This window comes from Streptomyces sp. NPDC049970, assembly GCF_040660235.1.
Taxonomy (GTDB): Bacteria; Actinomycetota; Actinomycetes; order Streptomycetales; family Streptomycetaceae; genus Streptomyces.
Map to the genome: position 1 here is coordinate 105944 of NZ_JBFALP010000013.1, position 24752 is coordinate 130695.

25 protein-coding genes are annotated in these 24752 nt (G+C 70.4%); 15 read left to right on the forward strand and 10 right to left on the reverse strand.

Annotated features, from left to right (window positions below; all coding sequences use genetic code 11):
- Positions 1-70 precede the first annotated feature (70 nt).
- Genes pgl through tkt form a run of 5 tightly spaced genes read right to left on the reverse strand, consistent with a single transcriptional unit; the run spans position 71 to position 6671 of the window.
- Positions 71-853, reverse strand: coding sequence for a 6-phosphogluconolactonase (pgl, locus tag AB0I83_RS22290; protein ID WP_356841296.1), 783 nt, complete (start codon positions 851-853; stop codon positions 71-73).
- Positions 850-1881, reverse strand: a complete 1032-nt coding sequence (gene opcA, locus AB0I83_RS22295; protein ID WP_356533767.1) for a glucose-6-phosphate dehydrogenase assembly protein OpcA — start codon at positions 1879-1881, stop codon at positions 850-852. The genes pgl and opcA overlap by 4 nt, the downstream gene beginning before the upstream one ends.
- Positions 1878-3410, reverse strand: a complete 1533-nt coding sequence (zwf, locus tag AB0I83_RS22300; protein ID WP_356533769.1) for a glucose-6-phosphate dehydrogenase — start codon at positions 3408-3410, stop codon at positions 1878-1880. Before zwf ends, opcA begins: the two co-directional genes overlap by 4 nt.
- 5 nt (positions 3411-3415) lie before the next feature.
- On the reverse strand, positions 3416-4534 hold the full coding sequence (tal, locus tag AB0I83_RS22305; RefSeq protein ID WP_356533771.1) for a transaldolase: 1119 nt from the start codon (positions 4532-4534) through the stop codon (positions 3416-3418).
- A 34-nt stretch (positions 4535-4568) separates the two neighbouring features.
- Positions 4569-6671: a transketolase gene (tkt, locus tag AB0I83_RS22310; RefSeq protein WP_356533772.1), complete on the reverse strand. Its 2103-nt coding sequence runs from the start codon at positions 6669-6671 to the stop codon at positions 4569-4571.
- Between the two features lie 294 nt (positions 6672-6965).
- Between tkt and AB0I83_RS22315 the strand changes: the two genes are divergently transcribed.
- Together AB0I83_RS22315 and AB0I83_RS22320 are read left to right on the forward strand one after the other, a co-directional pair.
- Positions 6966-7913: a heme o synthase gene (locus AB0I83_RS22315; protein WP_356533774.1), complete on the forward strand. Its 948-nt coding sequence runs from the start codon at positions 6966-6968 to the stop codon at positions 7911-7913.
- Positions 7914-8010: 97 nt separating this feature from the next.
- Positions 8011-8376: a hypothetical protein gene (locus tag AB0I83_RS22320; RefSeq protein ID WP_356533775.1), complete on the forward strand. Its 366-nt coding sequence runs from the start codon at positions 8011-8013 to the stop codon at positions 8374-8376.
- Positions 8377-8511: 135 nt separating this feature from the next.
- On the opposite strand, the gene AB0I83_RS22325 is transcribed toward AB0I83_RS22320, so the two are convergent.
- The 3 genes from AB0I83_RS22325 to AB0I83_RS22335 form a co-directional block, all read right to left on the reverse strand.
- Entirely contained in the window at positions 8512-9495 is a 984-nt protein-coding gene (locus AB0I83_RS22325; RefSeq protein WP_356536940.1) for a COX15/CtaA family protein, read from the reverse strand.
- Between the two features lie 104 nt (positions 9496-9599).
- A complete protein-coding gene (locus tag AB0I83_RS22330; protein WP_356536878.1) occupies positions 9600-10367 on the reverse strand; it encodes an ABC transporter permease in 768 nt (255 codons plus the stop codon).
- A complete protein-coding gene (locus AB0I83_RS22335) occupies positions 10364-11290 on the reverse strand; it encodes an ABC transporter ATP-binding protein (RefSeq protein WP_356536879.1) in 927 nt (308 codons plus the stop codon). The genes AB0I83_RS22330 and AB0I83_RS22335 overlap by 4 nt, the downstream gene beginning before the upstream one ends.
- A 255-nt stretch (positions 11291-11545) precedes the next feature.
- Here AB0I83_RS22335 and AB0I83_RS22340 point away from each other — a divergent pair, with 255 nt between their 5' ends.
- The 10 genes from AB0I83_RS22340 (at position 11546) to AB0I83_RS22385 (ending at position 20169) form a co-directional block, all read left to right on the forward strand.
- The gene (locus tag AB0I83_RS22340; protein WP_356536880.1) at positions 11546-12295 is read left to right on the forward strand and encodes a metalloregulator ArsR/SmtB family transcription factor; all 750 of its coding nucleotides are present in this window, start codon (positions 11546-11548) and stop codon (positions 12293-12295) included.
- On the forward strand, positions 12292-13713 hold the full coding sequence (gene sufB, locus AB0I83_RS22345) for a Fe-S cluster assembly protein SufB (RefSeq protein ID WP_356536882.1): 1422 nt from the start codon (positions 12292-12294) through the stop codon (positions 13711-13713). Before AB0I83_RS22340 ends, sufB begins: the two co-directional genes overlap by 4 nt.
- Before the next feature lie 68 nt (positions 13714-13781).
- The gene (gene sufD / locus AB0I83_RS22350) at positions 13782-14999 is read left to right on the forward strand and encodes a Fe-S cluster assembly protein SufD (RefSeq protein ID WP_356536884.1); all 1218 of its coding nucleotides are present in this window, start codon (positions 13782-13784) and stop codon (positions 14997-14999) included.
- 1 nt (position 15000) lies between these two features.
- Positions 15001-15318 (forward strand): bifunctional 3-phenylpropionate/cinnamic acid dioxygenase ferredoxin subunit, encoded by a 318-nt coding sequence (locus AB0I83_RS22355; RefSeq protein ID WP_018555702.1) that lies wholly within the window; start codon positions 15001-15003, stop codon positions 15316-15318.
- Between the two features lie 7 nt (positions 15319-15325).
- Positions 15326-16090 carry a Fe-S cluster assembly ATPase SufC gene (gene sufC / locus AB0I83_RS22360; protein ID WP_056783584.1) on the forward strand — a complete coding sequence of 255 codons (765 nt, stop codon included), beginning with the start codon at positions 15326-15328 and terminating at the stop codon, positions 16088-16090.
- On the forward strand, positions 16087-17355 hold the full coding sequence (locus AB0I83_RS22365) for a cysteine desulfurase (RefSeq protein ID WP_329212273.1): 1269 nt from the start codon (positions 16087-16089) through the stop codon (positions 17353-17355). The genes sufC and AB0I83_RS22365 overlap by 4 nt, the downstream gene beginning before the upstream one ends.
- A 26-nt stretch (positions 17356-17381) precedes the next feature.
- Positions 17382-17837, forward strand: coding sequence for a Fe-S cluster assembly sulfur transfer protein SufU (gene sufU / locus AB0I83_RS22370; RefSeq protein WP_356536886.1), 456 nt, complete (start codon positions 17382-17384; stop codon positions 17835-17837).
- On the forward strand, positions 17834-18172 hold the full coding sequence (locus AB0I83_RS22375) for a metal-sulfur cluster assembly factor (protein WP_014045248.1): 339 nt from the start codon (positions 17834-17836) through the stop codon (positions 18170-18172). The genes sufU and AB0I83_RS22375 overlap by 4 nt, the downstream gene beginning before the upstream one ends.
- A 140-nt stretch (positions 18173-18312) precedes the next feature.
- On the forward strand, positions 18313-19707 hold the full coding sequence (locus AB0I83_RS22380) for a hypothetical protein (RefSeq protein ID WP_363305860.1): 1395 nt from the start codon (positions 18313-18315) through the stop codon (positions 19705-19707).
- A gap of 96 nt (positions 19708-19803) precedes the next feature.
- Positions 19804-20169 carry a VOC family protein gene (locus tag AB0I83_RS22385; RefSeq protein WP_363305861.1) on the forward strand — a complete coding sequence of 122 codons (366 nt, stop codon included), beginning with the start codon at positions 19804-19806 and terminating at the stop codon, positions 20167-20169.
- 116 nt (positions 20170-20285) lie between these two features.
- Here the strand turns inward: AB0I83_RS22385 and AB0I83_RS22390 are convergent, their stop codons facing one another.
- Entirely contained in the window at positions 20286-21347 is a 1062-nt protein-coding gene (locus AB0I83_RS22390) for a hypothetical protein (RefSeq protein WP_356536891.1), read from the reverse strand.
- 253 nt (positions 21348-21600) lie between these two features.
- On the opposite strand from AB0I83_RS22390, the gene AB0I83_RS22395 reads away from it, so the two are divergent.
- From AB0I83_RS22395 to dapD, 3 genes are all read left to right on the forward strand, one after another.
- Positions 21601-21921 carry a multidrug efflux SMR transporter gene (locus AB0I83_RS22395; protein ID WP_363305862.1) on the forward strand — a complete coding sequence of 107 codons (321 nt, stop codon included), beginning with the start codon at positions 21601-21603 and terminating at the stop codon, positions 21919-21921.
- Positions 21921-22469, forward strand: coding sequence for a TetR family transcriptional regulator (locus tag AB0I83_RS22400; RefSeq protein WP_363305863.1), 549 nt, complete (start codon positions 21921-21923; stop codon positions 22467-22469). The genes AB0I83_RS22395 and AB0I83_RS22400 overlap by 1 nt, the downstream gene beginning before the upstream one ends.
- Before the next feature lie 114 nt (positions 22470-22583).
- Positions 22584-23582, forward strand: coding sequence for a 2,3,4,5-tetrahydropyridine-2,6-dicarboxylate N-succinyltransferase (gene dapD, locus AB0I83_RS22405; protein WP_356536896.1), 999 nt, complete (start codon positions 22584-22586; stop codon positions 23580-23582).
- Here the strand turns inward: dapD and dapA are convergent.
- A complete protein-coding gene (gene dapA, locus AB0I83_RS22410) occupies positions 23579-24484 on the reverse strand; it encodes a 4-hydroxy-tetrahydrodipicolinate synthase (protein ID WP_363305864.1) in 906 nt (301 codons plus the stop codon). The genes dapD and dapA overlap by 4 nt on opposite strands.
- Positions 24485-24752 lie beyond the last annotated feature (268 nt).

Consider the following 24752-nt stretch of genomic DNA (forward strand, 5'->3'; position numbering starts at 1 on the left):
GGCGGGACGGACGGACGACGAAGGCCCGGTCCCGCTCCTGGGAGCGGGACCGGGCCTTCGTGCATCGCGCCTAAGCCGAGGCGGGCGGGTACAGCGCCCGCGGCAGCAGGGAGGCCGCCGCCGCGTCCAGCAGCCACAGCGTGCGGCCACGGCCGTACGCCCCGGCCGCCGGGGCCTGGATCTCCCCGGCACCGGACAGCGCGATCTCCGCCGCCTCCGCCTTGTCCTCACCCGCGGCCAGCAGCCACACCTCGCGCGCCGCCCGGATCGCGGGCAGCGTGAGCGTGACCCGGGTGGGCGGCGGCTTGGGAGCGCCGTGCACACCGACGACGGTGCGCTCGGTCTCCCGCACCGCCGGCAACTCCGGGAAGAGCGAAGCGACGTGCGTGTCAGGACCGACGCCCAGCATCAGCACGTCGAACACCGGCACCGGCCCGTGGTCCTCCGGGCCCGCCGCTGCGGCCAGCTCCTCGGCGTACCCCGCGGCGGCCGCGTCGACGTCGCCGCCGTACGGTCCGTCGGACGCGGGCATCGCGTGGACCCGCGCGGGGTCCAGTCCTACCTTGTCCAGCAGGGCCTCGCGGGCCTGCGTGACATTGCGCTCCGGATCACCCTCGGGCAGGAAGCGCTCGTCGCCCCACCACAGGTCGAGCCGCGACCAGTCGATCGCGTCCCGCGCGGGCGAACCGGCGAGCGCCGACAGCAGGCCGTTGCCGTTGCGCCCGCCGGTGAGGACCACCGAGGCGTGACCGCGGGCGGTCTGGGCGTCCACCACCTTCGTGATCAGCCTGGCAGCCGCGGCCTGCGCCATCAGCTCCTTGTCGCGGTGCACGACGAGCTGCGGCGCACTCACTTCGACGCCGCCTTCTTGGCCGCCGCCTTCTTCGCGGCGGGAGCCGCCGAACCCGCCGGCTCCGCCCGCTTGCCGCCGGACCCGACCGACGACGCCTCCGTGGGTCCGCCGAGGCGCTCCACGCCGAACTTCACCGTGGACTCGTAGATGTTGTCCGGGTCCAGACGCCGCAGCTCCTCCGCGAGGAGCTCCGCGGTCTCCCGCCGCTTCAGCGCGACGGCACGGTCCGGCTGGCCCACCATGCAGAGCGTGGCGAGTGAACCGTCCGCCCGGTCCAGCACGATGACACCGGCCTCGGTCTCCATCCGGACCGCCGTCAGACCGGGCCCGCTGGACAGGAGGCGCTCCACCGGGACGCCGAGCCGGTCCGCGAGCCACATGGCCAGCAGTTCGCAGCTCGGGTTGTCCGACTCGCCTTCGACCGTGGCCGAGACGACCTTGGCCGGCAGCTGGTCGAGCGCCGCCGCCAGCATGGAACGCCACGGCGTGATGCGGGTCCAGGCCAGGTCGGTGTCGCCCGGCCGGTACGTCGCGGCGCGCACCGACAGCTCGTCGAGCGGGTGCTCGGCCGAGTACGTGTCGGTGATCCGCCGCTGGGCGAGGGCACCCAGCGGGTCCTTCGCCGGGTCCGCGGGAGCGTCCTCGGGCCACCACACGACGACCGGGGCGTCCGGAAGCAGCAGCGGCAGGACGACCGACTGGGCGTGGTTGGCCAGCTCACCGTGCAGGCGCAGCACGACGGTCTCGCCGGAGCCCGCGTCGGAACCGACCCGGATCTCCGCGTCGAGGCGGGCGTCGCGCCGGGCGCGCGGCGTACGGCTGACCCGCTTGATCACCGCGATGATCCGCGAGGGGTGCTCGCGCGAGGAGTCGCTCGCCGACTTGAGCGCGTCGTAGGCGTTCTCCTCGTCGGTGACGACGACGAGGGTGAGAACCATGCCGATGGCCGGCGTGCCGATGGAACGGCGGGCCGACACGAGTGCCTGGTTGATCTTGCTGGATGTGGTTTCCGTGAGATCGATCTTCATGGCCGGCGCCAGCTCCGTCCGTCGCGTGCGAGCATCTCGTCGGCCTCGGCCGGTCCCCAGGTACCGGCCGCGTACTGGGCCGGCTTTCCGTGGCTGTCCCAGTACTTCTCGATCGGGTCGAGGATGTTCCAGGAGAGCTCGACCTCCTGGTGGCGCGGGAAGAGGTTGGCGTCGCCGAGCAGCACATCCAGGATGAGCCGCTCGTACGCCTCCGGGCTGGACTCCGTGAACGACTCGCCGTAGGCGAAGTCCATGGTGACGTCCCGGACCTCCATGGAGGTCCCCGGCACCTTCGAGCCGAAGCGCACCGTCACACCCTCGTCCGGCTGCACCCGGATGACCAGGGCGTTTCCGCCCAGTTCCTCCGTCGCGCCGGACTCGAAGGGCAGATAGGGCGCGCGCTTGAAGACGACCGCGATCTCGGTGACCCGGCGGCCGAGCCGCTTTCCGGTACGGAGGTAGAACGGCACGCCCGCCCAGCGGCGGTTGTTGATCGTCAGCTTGATCGCGGCGAAGGTGTCGGTCTTCGACTTGGGGTCGATGCCGTCCTCCTCCAGATAGCCGAGCGCCTCCTCGCCGCCCTGCCACGCGTGCGCGTACTGCCCGCGCACCGTGTGCCTGCCCAGGTCCTCCGGCAGCTCCACCGCCGTCAGCACCTTGAGCTTCTCGGCGACCAGCGCCTTCGGGTGGAAGGAGCCGGGCTCCTCCATCGCGGTCAGGGCCAGCAGCTGGAGCAGGTGGTTCTGGATGACGTCACGGGCCGCGCCGATGCCGTCGTAGTAGCCCGCGCGACCGCCGATCCCGATGTCCTCGGCCATCGTGATCTGGACGTGGTCGACGTAGGACCTGTTCCAGATCGGCTCCCACATGGTGTTGGCGAAGCGCAGCGCCAGGATGTTCTGGACCGTCTCCTTGCCGAGGTAGTGGTCGATACGGAAGACCTCGTTCGGCGGGAAGACGTCGTGCACGAGGTGGTTGAGCTCCTGCGCGCTCTCCAGGTCGTGCCCGAACGGCTTCTCGATGACGGCCCGCCGCCAGGAGCCCTCCTTCTGGTCGGCCAGCCCGTGCTTCTTGAGCTGCTGGACGACCTTGGGGAAGAACTTCGGCGGTACGGACAGGTAGAAGGCGAAGTTGCCTCCCGTGCCCTGGGCCTTGTCGAGGTCCTCGATCGTGGCCCGCAGGGTCTCGAAGGCCACGTCGTCGTCGAAGTTGCCCTGGACGAAACGCATGCCCTGGCTGAGCTGCTGCCAGACCTCCTCGCGGAACGGGGTGCGGGAATGCTCCTTGACCGCGTCGTGCACGACCTGCGCGAAGTCCTCGTCCTCCCAGTCGCGGCGCGCGAAGCCGATGAGCGAGAAGCCCGGCGGCAACAGGCCGCGATTAGCCAGGTCGTAGACGGCGGGCATCAGCTTTTTACGGGACAAATCGCCCGTGACGCCGAAAATCACCAGACCCGACGGCCCCGCGATGCGCGGGAGCCGTCGGTCCTGGGCGTCACGGAGCGGGTTGGCTCCGGGAACACCAGACAAGGTGGTCAGCCCTTCGAAGGAGCGAGGCGCCGAAGCTCGGCCTCGGTCGACTTGAGCAGGTCGTTCCAGGCAGACTCGAACTTGTCGACGCCCTCGTCCTCGAGCAGCTGTACGACCTCGTCGTAGCTGACTCCGAGATTCCTGATGGCGTCGAGATCGGCGCGTGCCTGGTCGTAGCGGCCGGCGACGGTGTTGCCGCTGATCTCGCCGTGGTCGGCGACCGCGTCCAGCGTGGCCTCCGGCATGGTGTTGACCGTGTTCGGGGCGACGAGGTCGTCGACGTACAGGGTGTCCTTGAGGGACGGGTCCTTCACGCCGGTGGAGGCCCACAGCGGGCGCTGCTTGTTGGCGTGCGCCTTGTCGAGGGGGGCCCAGCGGTCGCTGCCGAAGACCTCCTCGTACGCCTCGTAGGCCAGACGGGCGTTGGCCAGGGCGGACTTGCCCTTGGCGGCCTTCGCCTCGTCGCTGCCGACGGCGTCCAGCCGCTTGTCGATCTCGGTGTCCACGCGGGACACGAAGAACGACGCCACCGAGTGGATCCTGGAGAGGTCGAGGCCGGCGGCCTTCGCCTTCTCCAGGCCCGCCAGGTAGGCGTCCATGACCTCGCGGTAGCGCTCCAGCGAGAAGATCAGGGTCACGTTGACGCTGATGCCCCGCCCGATTGTCTCGGTGATCGCCGGCAGGCCGGCCTTCGTCGCCGGGATCTTGATGAGCGTGTTCGGCCGGTCCACCAGCCACGCCAGCTGCTTCGCCTCGGCCACCGTGGCCAGGGTGTTGTGCGCCAGGCGCGGGTCGACCTCGATGGAGACCCGGCCGTCCTGGCCGTCCGTCGCGTCGAAGACGGGACGGAGGATGTCGGCCGCGTCGCGCACGTCCGCGGTGGTGATCATGCGGATCGCTTCCTCGACCGTCACCTCACGGGCGGCGAGGTCGGTGAGCTGCTGCTCGTAACCGTCGCCGGAGGAGATCGCCTTCTGGAAGATCGACGGGTTGGTCGTGACACCCACGACGTGACTCTGGTCGATGAGCTCGGCCAGGTTGCCGGACGTGATCCGCTTACGGGACAGGTCGTCCAGCCAGATCGCCACGCCCTCGTCGGAGAGGCGCTTGAGTGCGTCTGTCATGAGAATTGCATCTCCTACTTGTCGTGTAACCGCGTCAGCGCGCAGCGGCGGCGAGAGATTCCCGGGCGGCTTCCGCCACGTGCGCGGCGGTGAAGCCGAACTCGCGGAAGAGGACCTTGGCGTCCGCCGACGCACCGAAGTGCTCCAGCGAGACGATCCGGCCGGCGTCACCGACGTAACGGTGCCAGGTGAGGCCGATGCCCGCCTCGACGGCGACCCGGGCCTTCACGGACGGCGGAAGCACGCTGTCCTTGTACGCCTGGTCCTGCTCCTCGAACCACTCGACACACGGCATCGAGACCACACGGGTCGGCACACCGGCCGTCTGGAGCTCGTCCCGGGCCTCGACCGCCAGCTGGACCTCGGAGCCCGTGGCGATCAGGACGGCCTGGGGCTCTGCGTTCTGCCCGTCGGCTCCCTCGGCGTCGAAGAGCACGTAGCCGCCCTTGGCCGCGTCGTCGTTCGCCGGGTAGGTGGGCACGCCCTGGCGGGTCAGCGCCAGACCGTGCGGGGCGCCCTTGCCGAACACCTTGGTCCAGCGGCGCAGGATCTCGCGCCAGGCGATGGTGGTCTCGTTGGCGTCGGCCGGGCGGACGACGTTGAGGCCCGGGATGGCCCGCAGCGAGGCCAGGTGCTCGACCGGCTGGTGCGTCGGACCGTCCTCGCCGAGGCCGACCGAGTCGTGCGTCCACACGTACGTCACCGGCAGGTGCATCAGGGCGGACAGCCGCACCGCGTTGCGCATGTAGTCGGAGAACACCAGGAAGGTGCCGCCGTAGATGCGGGTGTTGCCGTGCAGCGCGATGCCGTTCATGGCCGCGGCCATGGAGTGCTCGCGGATGCCGAAGTGGATCGTGCGGCCGTACGGGTCGGCCTCGGGCAGCGGGTTGCCGGCCGGGAGGAACGACGAGGTCTTGTCGATCGTGGTGTTGTTCGAGCCGGCCAGGTCGGCCGAGCCGCCCCACAGTTCGGGGACGACGCCGCCGAGCGCCTGCAGCACCTTTCCGGAGGCGGCCCGGGTGGCGACCCCGTGTCCGGCCTCGAAGACGGGGAGTTCGTCCTCCCAGCCGGCGGGCAGCTCGCCCGCGTCGATCCGGTCGAAGTCGGCCGCGCGCTCCGGGTTGGCGGTGCGCCAGGCGGCGAAGGACTTGTCCCACTCGGCGTGGGCCTCGCGGCCGCGGTCCAGCGCCTCGCGGGTGTGCGCGATGACCTCGTCGGAGACCTCGAAGGTCTTCTCCGGGTCGAAGCCGAGCACCCGCTTGGTGGCCGCGATCTCGTCGTCGCCGAGCGCCGAGCCGTGCGCGGCCTCGGTGTTCTGGGCGTTCGGGGCGGGCCAGGCGATGATCGAGCGGGCCGCGATGAACGACGGGCGCTCCGTCTCGGCCTTGGCGGCCTGCAGCGCGCGGTACAGACCCTCGGGGTCCAGGTCGCCGCTGGGCAGCTGGTCCACCCGCTGGACGTGCCAGCCGTAGGACTCGTAGCGCTTCAGGGTGTCCTCGGAGACCGCGGTCTCCGTGTCGCCCTCGATCGAGATGTGGTTGTCGTCCCACAGCAGCACCAGGTTGCCGAGCTTCTGGTGGCCGGCGAGCGAGGACGCCTCGGCCGAGATGCCCTCCTGGAGGCAGCCGTCACCGGCGACGACCCAGATGGTGTGGTCGAACGGGGAGGTGCCGGGGGCCGCCTGCGGGTCGAAGAGACCGCGCTCGTAGCGGGAGGCCATCGCCATGCCCACGGCGTTGGCGACACCCTGGCCCAGCGGGCCGGTCGTCGTCTCGACACCGGTGGTGTGGCCGTACTCCGGGTGGCCGGGGGTCTTCGAGCCCCAGGTGCGGAACGCCTTCAGGTCGTCCAGCTCCAGGCCGTACCCGGCGAGGTAGAGCTGGGTGTAGAGCGTCAGGCTGGAGTGACCTGCGGACAGCACGAACCGGTCGCGACCGGTCCAGTCGGCGTCCGCCGGGTCGTGGCGCATCACCTTCTGGAAGAGGGTGTACGCGGCAGGAGCCAGGCTCATCGCCGTACCCGGGTGGCCGTTTCCGACTTTCTGTACGGCGTCCGCGGCGAGGACACGGGCGGTGTCCACGGCCCGCTGGTCCAATTCGGTCCACTGGAGGTCTGTGGTGGTCGGCTTGGTGCTCACCCTGAGTCAGGGCTCCTCTCCACTGTTCGTAAAGCCGGTGGCTGGTTACCGCACCGGGCATTGTCGAGCCTACCCCCGACCCAAGGGCCTGCTTCTGCCCTTTCCACGGTGCGGGCGACCTGCGGAGTTCGCCTCCCGTATGAGCGCCGTCGTTCACTTCTGCGCCACCCCAACACGACCCCACCCCCGCGAAGAGAGGCGTATGCCCAACGTCTACAGTGGTCTGGTTCGCGCAAGCTTCTACCGGACTCCTCAGGTCCGGAGCTTGCTGGGATTTCTCTGTCAGGGGTGTGCGTGACGGCCGTCGAGTCCCGACCCGCAGGGGTCGCCTTGACTCCGAGCCCGATGGGCCATCGCCCGTTCGGGGCCCGCATCAAGGCATTCGTGGCTCTTACCAAGCCGCGCATCATCGAGCTGCTGCTGATCACCACCGTTCCGGTGATGTTCCTCGCCGCTCAGGGCGTGCCCGATCTTTGGCTCGTGGTCACCACCACCATCGGCGGATATCTCTCCGCGGGCGGTGCCAACGCTCTCAACATGTACATCGACCGCGACATCGACGCGTTGATGGACCGTACGTCCCAGCGCCCCCTGGTCACCGGCATGGTGAGTCCCCGGGAGTGCCTGGCCTTCGGAATCGCTCTCGGAGTCATTTCCACGGTCTGGTTCGGACTGCTCGTCAACTGGCTCTCCGCAGGCCTCGCACTCGGCGCACTCCTGTTCTATGTCGTCGTCTACACGATGCTGCTGAAGCGCCGCACAGCGCAGAACATCGTCTGGGGCGGAATCGCCGGCTGCATGCCGGTGCTCATCGGCTGGTCGGCGGTGACCAATTCCCTGTCGTGGGCCGCGGTCATTCTTTTCGCGGTCATCTTCTTCTGGACGCCGCCGCATTACTGGCCGCTGTCGATGAAGGTCAAGGACGACTACGCCCGGGTCGGTGTCCCGATGCTTCCCGTCATCGCCTCCAACCAGGTGGTGGCCCGCCAGATCGTCATCTACAGCTGGGTGATGGTCGCGGTCTCCCTGCTGCTCACCCCGCTGGGCTACACGGGCTGGTTCTACACGCTGGTGGCAGTGGTGACCGGGGCCTTCTGGCTGTGGGAGGCGCACGGCCTGCAGAACCGGGCCAAGTCCGGCGTGACGGGCGGCAAGCTCAAGGAGATGCGGCTCTTCCACTGGTCCATCACCTACGTGTCGCTGCTCTTCGTGGCCGTCGCCGTGGACCCCTTCCTGCGCTGACCGCGCACCCAGCACTCCGCCGACGGGCGGGGGACGTGGCCGATGCCACGCCCCCCGCCCGTCGCCAGTTGATCTACCCGTCGGTAGCATCCTGTCCATGGCAGAGACGGCAGAGACCCGGACCCAGTCGGACGACAGCAGGCAGGCGGCCCGCGCGGAGCGCAGGGCCGCGAAGCTCGCGAAGCAGATCGGCGCCTTCGCCCGGGCGCACGGCGGCGCCGAAGGGCAGCTCGCCCACCTCGGCCAGATGGGGACCCGCATCGTGCTGGTGGGCGAGGACGGCGGCTGGGGCGACCTTGTCGCGCCCTCCTACGCCGTTGCGGAGAGCGCCACGCGCAAGGCCGGCATCACGGTGCACGAGGACTTCGACGGTGAATTCGCGGCCAAGGTCCGCACCGGCCCGTACGAGTGGTCCCGGATGGCGGGCATCCAGGTCGGCGGACCCTCCAACAGCAAGGGCTGAGCCGCTGACGGGCCTGACGGCCGCACGGCCGGTCCCCTCGGGCGGGCCGGCCGCAGCGGTACGACGAGGGCCCCCGGCCACGGGAACCGCAGTTCCGTGGCCGGGGGCCCTCGTCGTACCGCCACCGGTACCCGTTCAGCGCGCGGCCGCGTGCTCCGGCAGGTCTCCGGCGGCCGACGGCGCGGGAAGAGCGGGGCCGGCGGCGGGGCGCTCGCGCAACGACAGCAGCAGGCGCAGCACCGCGATCCACATCAGGGACGAGCCCAGCATGTGGAGGCCGACCAGGATCTCCGGTACGTCGTTGAAGTACTGCACGTACCCGATCCCGCCCTGCGCCAGCAGGACGATCAGCAGGTCCCGGGCGCGCGCCCGGGTGTCGGCCGGGGCGTCCACGGCGCGCAGGGCCAGCCACATCGCGACGGCAAGGGCGCAGACCACCCAGGCGGCGACGGCGTGCACATGGGCGGCGGAGCTCCAGTCCCACGGCATCCGCGGTACGTCGCTGCTGTCCCCGGCGTGCTTGCCGGAACCGGTCACGGTGGTGCCCAGGGCGATCAGGACGACGGTGGTGGCCACCACGGCCCAGGCCAGCCGGCGTACCGGACGGGGGGCGCGGGGGCGCTGCGCGCCGTCACCCTCGCCGATCCGCACCCAGGTGACGACGGTCACCGTGAGCAGGCAGTTGGCGAGCAGGAAGTGTCCGGCCACCGACCACGGGTTGAGGCCCGCCCAGACGGTGATCCCGCCGATGACGGCGTTGCCCATCACCAGCCAGAACTGCGACCACGCCAGACGGGTGAGGCCGCGCCGCCGGGGCTTCAGGGAGCGCGCCGCGATGATCGCCCAGCCGACCGCGGCCGACAGGACGTACGTGAGCATCCGGTTGCCGAACTCGATGGCACCGTGCAGGCCCTGTTCGGGGGTGGCGAAGAGGCTGTCGTCGGTGCACTTGGGCCAGGTGTCGCAGCCCAGGCCGGAACCGGTCAGCCGGACCGCGCCGCCGGTGATGATGATGAAGACGCTCATCACCACCGCGGCGAGTGCGGCGCGTTTCGCCGTCCTCACCGACGGCGTCCAGCGCTTGGCGATGAAGGAGATGGGGGTTTCCACGCGCCCTATCGTAGGGAACGGCTTGTGCATGTTTTCACGAGGGGTGGGCATTCCCGGGTGAGCCCGGACAACTCCCCGGGCACTCCACGCACGTCGCCACGGGCGCCTCCCGCTCACTCCCAGCGGAAGAACCGCGCGGCCGCGCCCAGCCCGAGCACCGCCCACACGGCAAGCACCGCCGCGTCGCCCCAGGGCATCGCCGCACCGTGCTGGAGGACGTCCCTCAGCCCGTCGGAGAGCGCCGAGATCGGCAGCAGCCCGAGGACCGACCCCGCCGCGTCCGGGAACCTGTCCAGCGGCACGATCACCCCGCCGCCGACCAGCAGCAGCAGGAAGACCAGGTTGGCGGCGGCCAGCGTGGCCTCCGCCTTCAGGGTTCCCGCCATCAGCAGCCCGAGCCCGGAGAAGGCCACGGTGCCCAGCACCAGGAGCAGGAGCACGGCGAACGGGTTGCCCTGGGGGGACCAGCCCAGCGCGAAGGCGATCACCGTCAGCAGGACGACCTGCAGCACCTCCGTGAACAGCACGGCCAGGGTCTTGGCCGTCATCAGCCCCCAGCGGGGGAGCGGTGAGGCGCCCAGCCGCTTGAGCACCCCGTAGCGCCGCTCGAAACCGGTCGCGATGGCCTGGCCGGTGAAGGCCGTGGACATCACCGCGAGGGCGAGGACCCCCGGGGTCAGGAAGTCGACCGGCTCGCCCGCGCCCGTGTCCACGATGTCGACCGCGCTGAACAGCACGAGCAGCAGCGTGGGGATGACCACGGTGAGCAGCAGCTGCTCACCGTTGCGCAGGAGCATCCGCGTCTCCAGCGCCGCCTGGGCGGCGATCATGCGGGGCAGCGGGGCCGCACCGGGTCGGGGGGTGTACGTACCGGCGCTCATGCGCGCAGCTCCTTGCCGGTCAGTTCGAGGAAGACGTCCTCGAGGGTGTGCCGTTCCACCGCGATGCCGTCCGGCATCACGCCGTTCTGGGCGCACCAGGACGTGACGGTCGCCAGCAGTTCCGGATCGATCCGCCCGGTGATGCGGTACGCGCCGGTCGTGAGCTCCGCCGCCTCGCTGCCGTCGGGCAGCGCCTTCAGCAGCGAGCCGAGGTCGAGGCCGGGACGGCCGGTGAAGCGCAGGGTGTTCTCGGCGCCGCCCCTGCACAGCTGCTCCGGGCTGCCCTGGGCGATGACCCGGCCGGCGTCGATGACGGCGACGTCGTCGGCGAGCGCCTCCGCCTCGTCCATGAAGTGCGTGGTGAGGACGACCGACACCCCGTCGGTCCGCAGCTCCCGGATCAGATCCCAGGTCGAGCGGCGGGCCTGCGGGTCGAGGCCGGCGGTCGGCTCGTCCAGGAAGACCAGCTCTGGGCGGCCGACGACCGCCATGGCCAGGGCGAGGCGCTGCTGCTGTCCTCCGGAGAGGCGTCGGTAGGCGGTCCGGCCGCAGCCGCCGAGCCCGAGGCGCTCGACGAGCGCGTCGACGTCCAGCGGGTGGGCGTGCAGTCTCGCCATGTGGCGCAGCATCTCGTCGGCGCGGGCGCCGGAGTAGACGCCGCCGGACTGCAGCATCACGCCGACGCGGGGGCGCAGCCGGGAGGCGTCGGCGACCGGGTCGAGGCCGAGGACCCGTACGGTCCCCCCGTCGGGCCGCCGGTAGCCCTCGCAGGTCTCGATGGTGGTCGTCTTGCCGGCGCCGTTCGGGCCCAGGACCGCGGTCACCGCGCCCGTCCCGACCACCAGATCGAGGCCGTCCACCGCCGTCTTCGTGCCGTACCGCTTGACCAGGCCCCTGGCCTGTACGACGGGCTCGCTGCTCATGGCGGGAAAGTCTAAGGGCTGCCCCGTACTCCCCGGCGGGCCGGTCGGGGGGTGCGGCGCGCCGGGTTCCCGCGGGTCTTCGGAGCGTTCCGGCAGTCCCTGCGGCCTGGCGGGCCGGAGGGCTCCCACCTGCGGGGAGCTGCCGTGATCATCCGTTTCCGCAGGTCAACTTAGGTGTACCTAAGTGATGAAGGGCACCGTGTCCGGTCAGGGGGCGGGTTGTCACGCCCGGAGGAATTACGCAACAATGGCGTTGTGAAATACGTTGGCGAGGCTCCCCAGGAGGAACTCGCGACCGGTGAGCGTTCGACGCGCAACCGGGTCGCGCGCTCCATCCTGGACCACGGCCCGTCCACCGCCGCCGATCTGGCCGAGCGGGTCCGCCTCACCCAGGCGGCCGTGCGCAGGCACCTCGACGCGCTCGTCGCCGACGACGTGGTCGAGGCCCGCGAGCAGCGGGTGTACGGCGCCCGCACCCGCGGACGCCCGGCCAAGGTGTTCGCCCTGACCGACTGCGGACGGGACGCGTTCGACCAGTCCTACGACAAGCTCGCCGTCGACGCACTGCGCTGGATCGCCGAGACGGCGGGGGACGAGGCGCTCGTCGCCTTCGCCCGCGCCAGGATGGCCGCACAGTACGAGACGTACCGCGCCGTGGTCGAGGCCGCGGATCCCGAGGCGCGCACCGAGGCGCTGGCCAAGGCCTTGTCCGCCGACGGTTACGCTGCTACGGCGCGCAGCGCGCCGGGGCCCCGGCAGGGCGAGCAGCTGTGCCAGCACCACTGCCCGGTCGCGCACGTCGCCGAGCAGTTCCCGCAGCTGTGCGAGGCGGAGACGGAATTCTTCTCCAGCCTGCTCGGGACCCATGTGCAGCGTCTCGCCACCCTCGCCCACGGCGACGGGGTGTGCACGACGTTCGTTCCGCGCAGCAGCCCCACAGCACCACAGGCTTCACAGACCACCACATCAGCATCCGCAAGTACGGCCGGGAGGAACCCCGCATGACGCTCCCTACGGAGACTGCCCACCCTGAGCTCGATGGCCTGGGCACGTACGAATTCGGCTGGGCCGACTCCGACGCGGCAGGCGCGGCGGCGAAGCGCGGCCTGTCCGAAGCTGTCGTCCGCGACATCTCGGACAAGAAGAACGAGCCGGAGTGGATGCTCAACCTCCGTCTCAAGGGCCTGAAGCTCTTCGGCAAGAAGCCCATGCCGAACTGGGGCTCGGACCTGTCGGGGATCGACTTCGACAACATCAAGTACTTCGTGCGGTCCACGGAGAAGCAGGCGGAGTCCTGGGAGGACCTGCCCGAGGACATCAAGAACACGTACGACAAGCTCGGCATCCCGGAGGCGGAGAAGCAGCGCCTCGTGGCCGGCGTCGCCGCGCAGTACGAGTCCGAGGTCGTCTACCACCAGATCAACGAGGAGCTGGAGGCGCAGGGTGTCATCTTCATGGACACCGACACCGCGCTGAAGGAGCACCCGGAGCTCTTCAAGGAGTACTTCGGCACCGTCATCCCCGTCGGTGACAACAAGTTCGCCTCGCTGAACTCGGCCGTGTGGTCCGGCGGCTCCTTCATCTACGTGCCGAAGGGCGTGCACGTGGAGATCCCGCTCCAGGCCTACTTCCGTATCAACACGGAGAACATGGGCCAGTTCGAGCGGACGCTGATCATCGTCGACGAGGACGCCTACGTCCACTACGTCGAGGGCTGCACCGCGCCGATCTACTCCTCGGACTCGCTGCACTCCGCGGTCGTCGAGATCATCGTGAAGAAGGGCGGCCGCTGCCGCTACACGACCATCCAGAACTGGTCGAACAACGTGTACAACCTCGTCACCAAGCGCGCCGTGGCGTACGAGGGCGCGACCATGGAGTGGGTCGACGGCAACATCGGCTCCAAGGTCACCATGAAGTACCCGGCCGTCTACCTGATGGGCGAGCACGCCAAGGGCGAGACCCTGTCCATCGCCTTCGCGGGCGAGGGCCAGCACCAGGACGCCGGCGCCAAGATGGTGCACATGGCGCCGAACACCTCCTCCAACATCGTCTCCAAGTCGGTGGCACGAGGCGGCGGCCGCACCTCCTACCGCGGTCTGATCGAGATCGGCGAGGGCGCTCCGGGCGCCAAGTCCAACGTGCTGTGCGACGCGCTGCTCGTGGACACCATCTCGCGCTCGGACACCTACCCGTACGTCGACGTCCGCGAGGACGACGTGTCGATGGGTCACGAGGCGACCGTCTCCAAGGTCTCCGAGGACCAGCTCTTCTACCTGATGAGCCGCGGTATGACCGAGTTCGAGGCCATGGCGATGATCGTGCGCGGCTTCGTCGAGCCGATCGCCAAGGAGCTGCCGATGGAGTACGCCCTCGAGCTCAACCGGCTGATCGAGCTGCAGATGGAGGGCTCGGTCGGCTAGGACGGCCCCGCCGTCCGCCGATCGTCCCCGAAGAGTTCTTGACTGAGAAAGCGAGCACCACGACAGCCATGGCTGAGGCTCTGAACGCCCCCACTCTCGACTCCGCTCGAGCGGGGGGACCCCTGCCTGCGGGCTCCACCACCGCCGGGTCCATCGCGGTGGCGGCCGAGTCCACCGTCGCCACGCGCATGAGCGCGCCCCCGTCCTTCGACGTCGCGGACTTCCCGGTCCCGCACGGTCGCGAGGAGGAGTGGCGTTTCACGCCGCTCGAGCGGCTGCGCGGACTGCACGACGGCACCGCCGTCGCCACCGGTGACGGTGTCAAGGTCGTGATCGAGGCGCCCTCCGGCGTCACGGTCGAGACCGTCGGCCGCGACGACGCCCGGCTCGGCAAGGCCGGCATGCCGGTGGACCGTGTCGCCGCCCAGGCCTACTCGTCCTTCGAGCAGGCCTCCGTCGTCACGGTCGCCAAGGACGCCGTGCTCACCGAGCCGGTCCGGATCGCGGTCCACGGCGAGGGCGGGGTGGCCTACGGCCACCAGGTCATCGAGCTCGGAGCCTTCGCTGAGGCCGTCGTCGTCATCGACCACACCGGTGACGCGGTGCTTGCCGCCAACGTCGACTACGTCCTGGGCGACGGGGCGAAGCTCACCGTCGTCTCCGTCCAGGACTGGGACGAGAAGGCCGTCCACGTCGGTCAGCACAACGCGCTGATCGGCCGGGACGCCTCCTTCAAGTCCATCGTCGTCACCTTCGGCGGCGACGTGGTCCGCCTCCACCCGCGGATCGCCTACGCGGCCACCGGCGGCGAGGCGGAGCTCTTCGGCCTCTACTTCACCGACAAGGGCCAGCACCAGGAGCACCGCCTCCTGGTCGACCACAACGCCCCGCACTGCAAGTCCAACGTGGCCTACAAGGGCGCGCTCCAGGGCGACGGCGCCCACGCGGTGTGGATCGGCGACGTGCTCATCCAGGCCGCCGCCGAGGGCACCGACACCTACGAGATGAACCGCAACCTGGTTCTCACGGACGGTGCCCGGGTCGACTCCGTACCCAACCTGGAGATCGAGACCGGCGAGATCGTCGGAGCCGGCCACGCCTCGGCGACCGGCCGTTTCGACGACGAGCAGCTGTTCTACCTGCAGTCCCGCGGTATCCCGGCCGAGGAGGCCCGCCGACTCGTCGTGCGCGGCTTCTTCGCCGAACTGGTCCAGCAGATCGGCCTGCCGGACGTCGAGGCCCGGCTCCTCGACAAGATCGAGGCCGAGCTGAAGGCGTCGGTCTGAGATGGCCTTCGTCAAAGCCTGTGCGCTGAGCGAGCTGGAGGACGACACCCCCAAGAGGGTGGAACTCGACGGCACGCCGGTATCCGTAGTCCGTACCGAGGGCGAGGTGTTCGCGATCAACGACATCTGCTCGCACGCGAACGTCTCGCTGTCGGAGGGCGAGGTGGAGGACTGCTCGATCGAGTGCTGGCTGCACGGATCGAGCTTCGACCTCCGCACCGGCAAGCCGTCCGGCCTTCCCGCGACGCGCCCCGTCCCCGTATACCCCGTAAAGATCGAAGGGGACGATGTGCTCGTCTCCGTCACCCAGGAGTCCTGAGTCACCCATGGCAACGCTTGAAATCCGCGACCTGCACGTCTCCGTCGAGGCCGACAACGCCACGAAGGAGATCCTCAAGGGCGTCGACCTCACCGTGAAGCAGGGCGAGACGCACGCCATCATGGGCCCGAACGGGTCCGGCAAGTCCACCCTCGCGTACTCGCTCGCCGGTCACCCCAAGTACACGATCACGAGTGGCACGGTGACCCTGGACGGCGAGGACGTCCTGGAGATGTCCGTCGACGAGCGGGCCCGCGCCGGCCTGTTCCTCGCCATGCAGTACCCGGTCGAGATCCCCGGGGTCTCGGTCTCCAACTTCCTGCGCACCTCCGCCACCGCCGTCCGCGGTGAGGCCCCCAAGCTGCGGACGTGGGTGAAGGAGGTCAAGGAGACGATGGCCGGGCTCCAGATGGACCCCGCCTTCGCCGAGCGCAACGTCAACGAGGGCTTCTCCGGCGGTGAGAAGAAGCGCCACGAGATCCTCCAGCTGGAGCTCCTCAAGCCGAAGGTCGCGATCCTCGACGAGACCGACTCCGGCCTCGACGTCGACGCGCTGAAGACCGTCTCCGAAGGCGTCAACCGGGTGCGCGAGACCGGCGAGGTCGGAACCCTGCTGATCACGCACTACACCCGCATCCTCAAGTACATCAAGCCCGACTACGTGCATGTCTTCGCCAACGGCCGGATCGCCGCCTCCGGCGGTGCCGAGCTGGCCGACAAGCTGGAGAACGAGGGCTACGAGGCCTACACGAAGGGCGGCGCTTCCGCGTGACTGACGCCCGACAGGGGCTCTCCGGCCTCCTCGACACCGAGGCGATCCGCAAGGACTTCCCGATCCTGGACCGCACGGTCCACGACGGCAAGAAGATCGTTTACCTGGACAGCGCGGCGACCTCGCAGAAGCCCCGCCAGGTCCTGGACGCGCTGAACGAGTACTACGAGCGGCACAACGCCAACGTCCACCGCGGTGTCTACACGATCGCGGAGGAGGCCACCGCGCTGTACGAAGGCGCCCGCGACAAGGTCGCCGCCTTCATCAACGCACCCAGCCGCAACGAGGTGATCTTCACCAAGAACGCCTCGGAGTCGCTCAACCTCGTGGCGAACATGCTCGGCTGGGCGGACGAGCCCTACCGGGTCGACAGCGACACCGAGATCGTCACCACGGAGATGGAGCACCACTCCAACATCGTGCCGTGGCAGCTGCTCTCGCAGCGCACCGGCGCGAAGCTGAAGTGGTTCGGCATCACCGACGACGGCCGGCTCGACCTGTCGAACATCGACGAGATCATCACGGAGAAGACGAAGATCGTCTCCTTCACCCTGGTCTCCAACATCATGGGCACGATCAACCCGGTCGAGAAGATCATCCGCCGTGCCCAGCAGGTCGGCGCGCTGGTCTGCATCGACGCGTCGCAGGCAGCCCCGCACATGGTGCTCGACGTGCAGGCTCTGCAGGCCGACTTCGTGGCCTTCACCGGCCACAAGATGGTCGGCCCGACCGGCATCGGCGTGCTCTGGGGACGGCAGGAGCTCCTGGAGGACCTGCCGCCGTTCCTCGGCGGCGGCGAGATGATCGAGACCGTGTCGATGCACTCGTCGACGTACGCCCCCGCGCCGCACAAGTTCGAGGCCGGTACGCCCCCGATCGCGCAGGCCGTCGGCCTCGGCGCGGCCGTGGACTACCTCTCGGCCATCGGCATGGAGAACATCCACCGCCACGAGCAGGCGATCACCGAGTACGCGGTGAAGCGGCTCCTGGAGGTCCCCGACCTCAGGATCATCGGTCCCGCGACGGCCGAGGACCGGGGTGCGACGATCTCCTTCACACTCGGCGACATCCACCCCCACGACGTGGGGCAGGTACTCGACGAGCAGGGCATCGCCGTCCGGGTCGGACACCACTGCGCACGGCCGGTCTGCCTGCGGTACGGAATTCCTGCGACGACGCGAGCGTCGTTCTATCTGTACTCCACGCCCGCCGAGGTCGACGCCCTGGTGGACGGCTTGGAGCACGTGCGGAACTTTTTCGGTTAGATGGCAGAGCGGCTGAGGGTTGACTGGTGAAGCTTGATTCCATGTACCAGGAAGTGATCCTGGACCACTACAAGCACCCCCACGGGCGTGGCCTGCGGGACGGCGACGCCGAGGTGCACCACGTCAACCCGACGTGCGGCGACGAGATCACGCTCCGCGTGAAGTACGACGGCGAGACCATCGCCGACGTCAGTTACGAGGGCCAGGGCTGCTCCATCAGCCAGGCCAGCGCGTCCGTGCTCAACGAGCTGCTCGTCGGCAAGCAGCTCGCAGACGCGCGGAAGATCCAGGAGACCTTCCTGGAGCTGATGCAGTCCAAGGGCCAGCTGGAGCCGGACGACGCGATGGAGGAGGTGCTGGAGGACGCGGTCGCGTTCGCCGGTGTCTCCAAGTACCCGGCCCGGGTCAAGTGCGCGCTGCTGAGCTGGATGGCGTGGAAGGACGCGACGGCGCAGGCGCTGTCCGAAGGGAAGACGGCATGAGCGAGAACGAGACTCTTACCACCAAGCCGGCCTCCGAGGAGGAGGTCCGCGAGGCGCTGTACGACGTGGTCGACCCCGAGCTGGGGATCGACGTCGTCAACCTGGGGCTGATCTACGGCATCCACGTCGACGACGCCAACATCGCCACGCTCGACATGACGCTGACGTCCGCGGCCTGCCCGCTGACCGACGTCATCGAGGACCAGGCGAAGTCCGCGACCGACGGCATCGTCAGCGAGTTGCGGATCAACTGGGTCTGGATGCCGCCGTGGGGCCCGGACAAGATCACCGACGACGGCCGCGAGCAGCTGCGCGCGCTCGGCTTCAACGTCTGACCGACGACGACACGCAACGGCCCCCGGCGCGCGCCTGGGGCCGTTCCGCGTTGTTCGCCCGCAGTACCCGTGCCGTGCGCCCTCCGTTGGCACGGGGGCCGGAGCCTGCTCCTCGACACCACGCCGACGAGAGGCACGCAGTGCTGCATCAGCTCCCGCTCCAGAACCGCCGGGCGGCCGTCGCCGCGGCCGGGTTCCTCGTACTGGCCGCGCTGGGAGGCAACGTCCCCGCGCACGCGGCGGGTTACGGGACCCCGACGATAGCCCTGTCCGCCTCCTACCTGTCCGGCGCGGTCGGCGCGACCGGCGACCCCGTGGTCGACGTGACCGTCGCCCAGAGCGGTGCCGACGTCACGGCGCTCACCGTGGCGGCCTCGGCCAGTTCCAGGTCCTCCGTCGCCCGCACCTCCGACGTGACCGTCACGGGCACCGGCGCGACCCGCCGGGTCTCCGTCGCCGCCCGCGCCCGCGGATACACCGACCTGACCGTCAAGGTCACCGGGCTCGGCGGCAGGACCGCGACGAAGGTACTGCACTACGCGGCGTCGGCCGCCGTGCGGGACTCCGCCGACACCCGCTACACGACCGGTTCGTCCGACGCCTCGGCCGCCGTCGACGTCGGCGGCGGTTACGCGGTGGTCGCCGACGACGAGTCCAACACCCTGCGCCTGTACGACCTCGCGGTCTCCGGCGGGCCGGTACGGACCTGGGACGTCGCCTCGAAGCTCGGGGCGGGCAAGGAGATCGACATCGAGGGGGCGGCCCGCGTCGGGAACACCGTCTACTGGACCGGCTCGCTCGGGAACAACAAGGACGGCGAGTACAAGGCCGACCGCAACACCGTCTTCACCACGACGGTGACCGGTTCCGGTGCCACGACCCAGCTGACGGTCGGCGGCTCGTACCGCAAGCTCCGCGACGACCTGGTGGCCTGGGACGAGGCGAACGGCGACCGGTTCGGCTTCGCAGCGGGCACCGAGGACGGCGAGGCGCCGAAGCAGATCGACGGGTTCAACGTGGAGGGGCTGGAGTTCGCGCCCGGCTCGACGACCACCGCGTACCTGGGTTTCCGCGCGCCCCTCGTGCCGCCGGAGTCGGGCGGCAAGGCCCTGATCGTGCCCGTGACCAACTTCGACAAGGTGGCGGGCAGCGGGGCGAAGGCGGTCTTCGGCACGCCGATCGAGCTCGACCTCGGCGGGCTGACGATCCGGGACATCCGCAAGAACACGGCCGACCAGTACCTGATCGTGGCCGGCTCCTGGGAGGCCGACGACAACGCCGACCCGTACGCGCTCTACAGCTGGGACGGCGTCGCCGGACACACACCGGTCCAGCGGGCGGCCCTGCCCACCACCGACCCGGGCGGCTGGGAAGCCGTCGTGGCGGTGCCGGACCTGACGGTCCCCGGCGCCCGTGCCCAGGTGATCACGGACGCGGGCGCCGCCGACCTGTACGGGGACGGCACCGAGGCCAAGGACCTGGACCACGCGGAGTGGAAGAAGTCCCGCGCCGTCCGGTTCACCGTGGGGAGCTGATCCACCCGGGGCGATCCCGCGGGCGTCGTGCAACGGACAACCGTGTCCTGCCCCCTGCTCTTGCGGGCAGGGGGCACCCCCAGCAGACTGGCGGGCATGGCCGTTCGCTTGTACCAACTCGCCGTCGACACTCACGACCTGCCGTCCCTCGCCCACTTCTGGTGCGGGGTGCTGGACTGGCGGATCCTCTTCGAGGACGAGGGCGAGATCGTCATCGGCTCGGACGACACGACCTTGCCCGGCATCTGCTTCCTGCCCGTTCCCGAGGGGAAGAGCGTCAAGAACCGGTTGCACATCGACCTGGCCCCCGACGACCAGGCCGTCGAGGTCGAGCGGATCATCGCGCTCGGCGCCCGCCGGGTGGACATCGGTCAGAGCGAGGACGTCACCTGGGTGGTGCTGGCCGACCCGGAGGGCAACGAGTTCTGCGTGCTCCGGCCGAAGAAGTCGCTGGTGGACTAGGGGATTTCGGCCGGATCTTCCCCCGAGCCGCCGCCGGGGCACGGCTCGCCCCGGCGTCCCGTGAGCACGGCGCGGCCCGGCAGCCGGTGCTCACGGGACCGGTCCCGTGCCGGGGGTCAGCCCTGCGGGACGCCGCTCCCGTACGCGGGGGGCGGCGGGGGACCCTGTGGCGGGACGCCGGCGGCCTCGGCGAGCAGCGGGCCCAGGTCCTCGGTCCGCATGCGCCGGTCGACGTACAGCAAACCGGTCACCAGCTGCGGGAACGTCGTCGAGATCACCTGGCTCACCAGCTGCCCCAGCAGCACTGCGACCACGTAGCCGCTCATCGCGACGAGCACCGCCGCCGTGCTCGGGTCGTCGCCCAGCGACGAGGTGCCGATCATGCCGGGGAGGAGACCGAGGATCGAGAACGGCATCTGGATGACATAGCCGGCCGTGGACGCCATCACGCCCGCCAGGAGCGTGATGCCGAAGATCCGCCACCAGTCGCCGCGCACCAGCTGGGACGAGCGGCGCATCGCGGCGAAGGCACCCTGGCCCTCGAAGACCACGACGGCCGGTGCCAGGCAGAACTTCGTCCAGAGCCAGGCGGCCAACGGCCCTGTCGCCAGGGCGCCGAGGACTCCCAGCGACATCGCGGTGACGGAGCCGGCGCCGCCGCTGTCCATGGCGAAGACACTGACGATCACCGAGATGAAGGCGATCATGAGCAGCACCATCGGCACGATCGCGATCAGGGCGGTGAGGACCAGCGCCCCGATCACCGGCGCGACGTGCGACCAGGCCCTGCGCCACACGGTCGCGAACGCGACGGGCCTGCCCAGCACCGCTTCCTGCAGCACGGCGGGCACCGCCGCGTACATCAGTCCGGAGACCACCGACATGACGACGATGCCCAGCACCACCAGGACGCCGCCCGCGATCACCAGCGGTACGACGTCGCCCGAGGTCGCCTCCTCCTCGTAGCCGAGCGAGACCACCTGGTCCAGGTGGTCCGCGACGGCCGAGTAGGCCACGGCCACCGCTGCCGCCATCAGGAGCGCCGCGCCGCCGTACAGCGCGCCGGCCAGGCCGAACAGCTGCTTCCAGTACTTGCCCATGGTCGAGAACGCCCCGTTCAGGACGTCCCCCAGTTTCAGGGGGGCGAGCGGTATCACCCCCGGTTTCGGCGGCGGCATCCAGCCACCCCACCCCGGAGGCCCCCCGTACGGACTTCCGCCGTACGGCGCGCTCCCGTACGCGCCGCCGCCCCACCCTGCGTCCTGCGTCACTGCCGCTCCGTCATGTTGTCGTGGTCCGATCATCATCCGGTCCCACCGGTGCGGACACCGTAGCGTCCCGCGGCGGCGCCTTACCCCGTCCTGGCCGGTCACGGCATGGATGCGCGCAAGTTGTGTACGGCAGTACACAACGCTGTGTACGCTGGTACACATGGGATACGGACTGCTGGCCGCGGCCATCGCGGCGGAGGTGGCCGGCACGACGGCCATGAAGTACAGCGAGGGCTTCACCCGGATCTGGCCCTCGCTCGTGACGGTCGTGGGCTACGTGGTGGCGTTCGCGCTGCTCGCCCAGACCCTCAAGACGCTGTCCGTCGGCACCGCCTATGCCATCTGGGCCGGGGCGGGCACGGCGGCCGTGGCCGCCATCGGGATCATCTGGATGGGCGAGTCCGCGAACCTCGTCAAGCTGGCCGGCATCGCGCTGGTGATCGCGGGGGTCGTGGTCCTCAATCTGGGAGGGGCGCACTGATGGCCCGCCGGTACGACCCCGAGCGGCGCGAGCGCATCATCGAGGCGGCCATCCGCGTCGTCGCGGCCCGCGGCATCGCGGGGCTCAGCCACCGCACGGTGGCGGCCGAGGCCGATGTGCCGCTGGGCTCGACGACCTACCACTTCGCCTCGCTCGACGAACTGCTGGTCGCGGCGTTGCGCCGGTGCAACGAGAACTTCGCCCGTACGGTGCGGGAGAGCGGCTACCTCTCCGACCCAGGGGTTCCGCTCGCCGACGCGCTGACCCGCCTGCTGGAGGAGTGGTTCGCCGGCGGACGCGGACCGATGGAGCTGGAGTACGAGCTCTACCTGGCAGCCCTGCGCAGGCCCGCCCTGCGGCCGGTCGCCGCTGAATGGGCCGACGGGCTCGCCGGCCTCGTCGCCCGGCGCACGGACCCGGCCACCGCGCGGGCGCTCGTCGCGATGCTGGACGGCATCAGCCTGCAGGTCCTGCTCACCGGGGGCGACTTCGACGCCGCGTACACCAGGGAGATGCTCGCCAGGGTCGCCGGGGGAGCCGGTGGCTGAGCCGCGCCGAGGCGGCGCGGTCGGGTCGCCGGCCGCACCGCGCCGGGCGGGTGAACCCTCCCGGACGATGAGACCGGTTCGCCCGCCCGGGTCCCGGCCGGTTAGGTTCTGGTCATGACCGACACGACTTCCCAGGCTTCCGCCCGTACCACCGGCGCCGTCGCCGCCGGCCTCGCCACCATCGCCGGTGACGGCACCGTCCTCGACACCTGGTTCCCCGCCCCCGAGCTCACCGCCGAGCCCGGCCCGGCCGGAACCCAGCGCCTGAGCCCCGAGGAGGCGGTGAACCGCCTCGGCGAGGGCGCTGCCCGTGCCATCGGCGTGGACGCGCGCCGCGGGGTCGAGATCGTCGCCGTGTCCACGGTCATCTCCTCGCTGGACGACAAGCCGCTCGACGCCCACGACACCTACCTGCGGCTGCACCTGCTCTCGCACCGCCTCGTGCTGCCCCACGGGCAGAACCTCGACGGCATCTTCGGCTTCCTCGCCAACGTCGCCTGGACCTCGCTCGGCCCGGTCGCCGTCGACGACCTGGAGAAGGTCCGGCTCAACGCCCGTGCGGAGGGCCTCCACCTGCAGGTCACCTCGGTGGACAAGTTCCCCCGGATGACGGACTACGTGGCGCCCAAGGGCGTGCGGATCGCCGACGCCGACCGGGTCAGGCTCGGCGCGCACCTGGCCTCCGGGACGACCGTCATGCACGAGGGCTTCGTCAACTTCAACGCCGGCACCCTCGGCACCTCCATGGTCGAGGGCCGCATCTCCGCGGGCGTCGTCGTCGGTGACGGCTCCGACATCGGCGGAGGCGCGTCAACCATGGGCATGCTGTCCGGCGGCGGCAAGGAGCGCATCGTCATCGGGCAGCGCTGCCTGATCGGTGCCGAGGCCGGCATCGGGATCGCGCTCGGCGACGAGTGCGTCGTCGAGGCCGGGCTGTACGTCACCGCAGGCACCCGGGTCACCATGCCGGACGGACAGGTCGTCAAGGCCCGCGAGCTCTCCGGCGCCTCCAACATCCTCTTCCGCCGCAACTCGGTCACCGGCGCCGTCGAGGCCCGGCCGAACAACGCGGTGTGGGACGGGCTCAACGACGTACTGCACAGCCACAACTAGCGCCTCTCGTTCGGACCGTGCCGGGCTGCGAGGAGTTCCTCGTAGACCCCGCGCAGCCCGTCGGCCGCCTCGCGGCCGGCGGGCTGCAGCGGTTCGCGGACCGGGCCCGCGTCCAGCAGCGCCTTCGCCGTGACGGTGCCCGGCAGGCCCGAGGCCATCATCGCCTCGACCAGGCCGATGTTGAGCGCGTTGAGGCGCGCCGCCTCCGCGCTGTCACCGGCGTCGAACGCGTCCAGCACGGCCCGCATCCTGCGCGGGACCACGTTGGCGACCGTGCTGACGTAACCGGCGCCGCCCAGCGCGTAGAGCGGGAGGTTCAGCTCCTCGCAGCCCGAGTAGTACGCCAGCGGGGTCCGAGCCATCACCTTGGTCGCCGCGAGCAGGTCGTACGAGCAGTCCTTGACCGCCACGACGCCCGGGTGCTCCGCCAGGCGCAGCAGTGTCGCCGGCTCGATCCTGGTGCCGGTGCGGCCCGGGATGTCGTACAGCATCAGCGGAAGCCCCGTGGCGTCCGCGACCCCGAGGAAGTACGCCTCCACCGCCGCCTGCGGTGGACGGCTGTAGTACGGGGTCACCACCAGCAGCCCGTCGGCGCCCGCCGCCTCGGCCTCCAGGGCGAGGCGCACCGTGTGCCGGGTGTCGGGACCGCCGACCCCGGCCACCAGCGGGACGGAGTCGCCGACCGCCTCCCGGACCGCTCGCAGCAGGGCGGACTTCTCCTCGTCCGTCGTGGTCGGCGACTCGCCCGTGGTGCCGCTGAGGACGAGGCCGTCGCAGCCGTCCGCGACCAGTCCCGCCGCATGGCGGCGGGCCGCGTCCAGGTCCAGTCCGCCGGTGGCGGTGAACGGCGTGATCATGGCGCAGAGGGTGCGGCCGAAGGGCCCGGCCGTGTGGGATCTCATCTCCGCAGTCTCGGCGCCCGGCCCGTGCGGGTCCACTTAGATCTGCTTGGGGTGACGGGCAAGGAGAGCTGAACTGTCGTCCGCCGAGCCGGCGTGCCGCCGCCCCGTCCGGCATGACCGAACGCGGTGGCGACGAACCGCAGGCCCCGCACTTTCGGTGGCCCCGGACTCTCGACTGCCCCGGACGAGGGCGCGCGTCCTTCCGCGGGAGGGCCGCGACCTGCGCGGGTGGATGGGGTGGACACGACCCCCTGGCGGACCGGGACCA

What these genes read in the sequence shown, in the direction of transcription:
- AB0I83_RS22375 (WP_014045248.1), top strand. Translation starts at nt 17,834, where the DNA reads ATGAGCGAGAACGAGACTCTTACCACCAAGCCGGCCTCCGAGGAGGAG.
- AB0I83_RS22335 (WP_356536879.1), bottom strand. Translation starts at nt 11,290, where the DNA reads ATGAGCAGCGAGCCCGTCGTACAGGCCAGGGGCCTGGTCAAGCGGTAC.
- sufC (WP_056783584.1), top strand. Translation starts at nt 15,326, where the DNA reads ATGGCAACGCTTGAAATCCGCGACCTGCACGTCTCCGTCGAGGCCGAC.
- sufD (WP_356536884.1), top strand. Translation starts at nt 13,782, where the DNA reads ATGGCTGAGGCTCTGAACGCCCCCACTCTCGACTCCGCTCGAGCGGGG.
- dapA (WP_363305864.1), bottom strand. Translation starts at nt 24,484, where the DNA reads ATGAGATCCCACACGGCCGGGCCCTTCGGCCGCACCCTCTGCGCCATG.
- dapD (WP_356536896.1), top strand. Translation starts at nt 22,584, where the DNA reads ATGACCGACACGACTTCCCAGGCTTCCGCCCGTACCACCGGCGCCGTC.
- tal (WP_356533771.1), bottom strand. Translation starts at nt 4,534, where the DNA reads ATGACAGACGCACTCAAGCGCCTCTCCGACGAGGGCGTGGCGATCTGG.
- AB0I83_RS22330 (WP_356536878.1), bottom strand. Translation starts at nt 10,367, where the DNA reads ATGAGCGCCGGTACGTACACCCCCCGACCCGGTGCGGCCCCGCTGCCC.
- opcA (WP_356533767.1), bottom strand. Translation starts at nt 1,881, where the DNA reads ATGAAGATCGATCTCACGGAAACCACATCCAGCAAGATCAACCAGGCA.
- AB0I83_RS22395 (WP_363305862.1), top strand. Translation starts at nt 21,601, where the DNA reads ATGGGATACGGACTGCTGGCCGCGGCCATCGCGGCGGAGGTGGCCGGC.
- AB0I83_RS22390 (WP_356536891.1), bottom strand. Translation starts at nt 21,347, where the DNA reads ATGCCGCCGCCGAAACCGGGGGTGATACCGCTCGCCCCCCTGAAACTG.
- AB0I83_RS22355 (WP_018555702.1), top strand. Translation starts at nt 15,001, where the DNA reads ATGGCCTTCGTCAAAGCCTGTGCGCTGAGCGAGCTGGAGGACGACACC.
- AB0I83_RS22385 (WP_363305861.1), top strand. Translation starts at nt 19,804, where the DNA reads ATGGCCGTTCGCTTGTACCAACTCGCCGTCGACACTCACGACCTGCCG.
- AB0I83_RS22400 (WP_363305863.1), top strand. Translation starts at nt 21,921, where the DNA reads ATGGCCCGCCGGTACGACCCCGAGCGGCGCGAGCGCATCATCGAGGCG.
- AB0I83_RS22320 (WP_356533775.1), top strand. Translation starts at nt 8,011, where the DNA reads ATGGCAGAGACGGCAGAGACCCGGACCCAGTCGGACGACAGCAGGCAG.
- sufB (WP_356536882.1), top strand. Translation starts at nt 12,292, where the DNA reads ATGACGCTCCCTACGGAGACTGCCCACCCTGAGCTCGATGGCCTGGGC.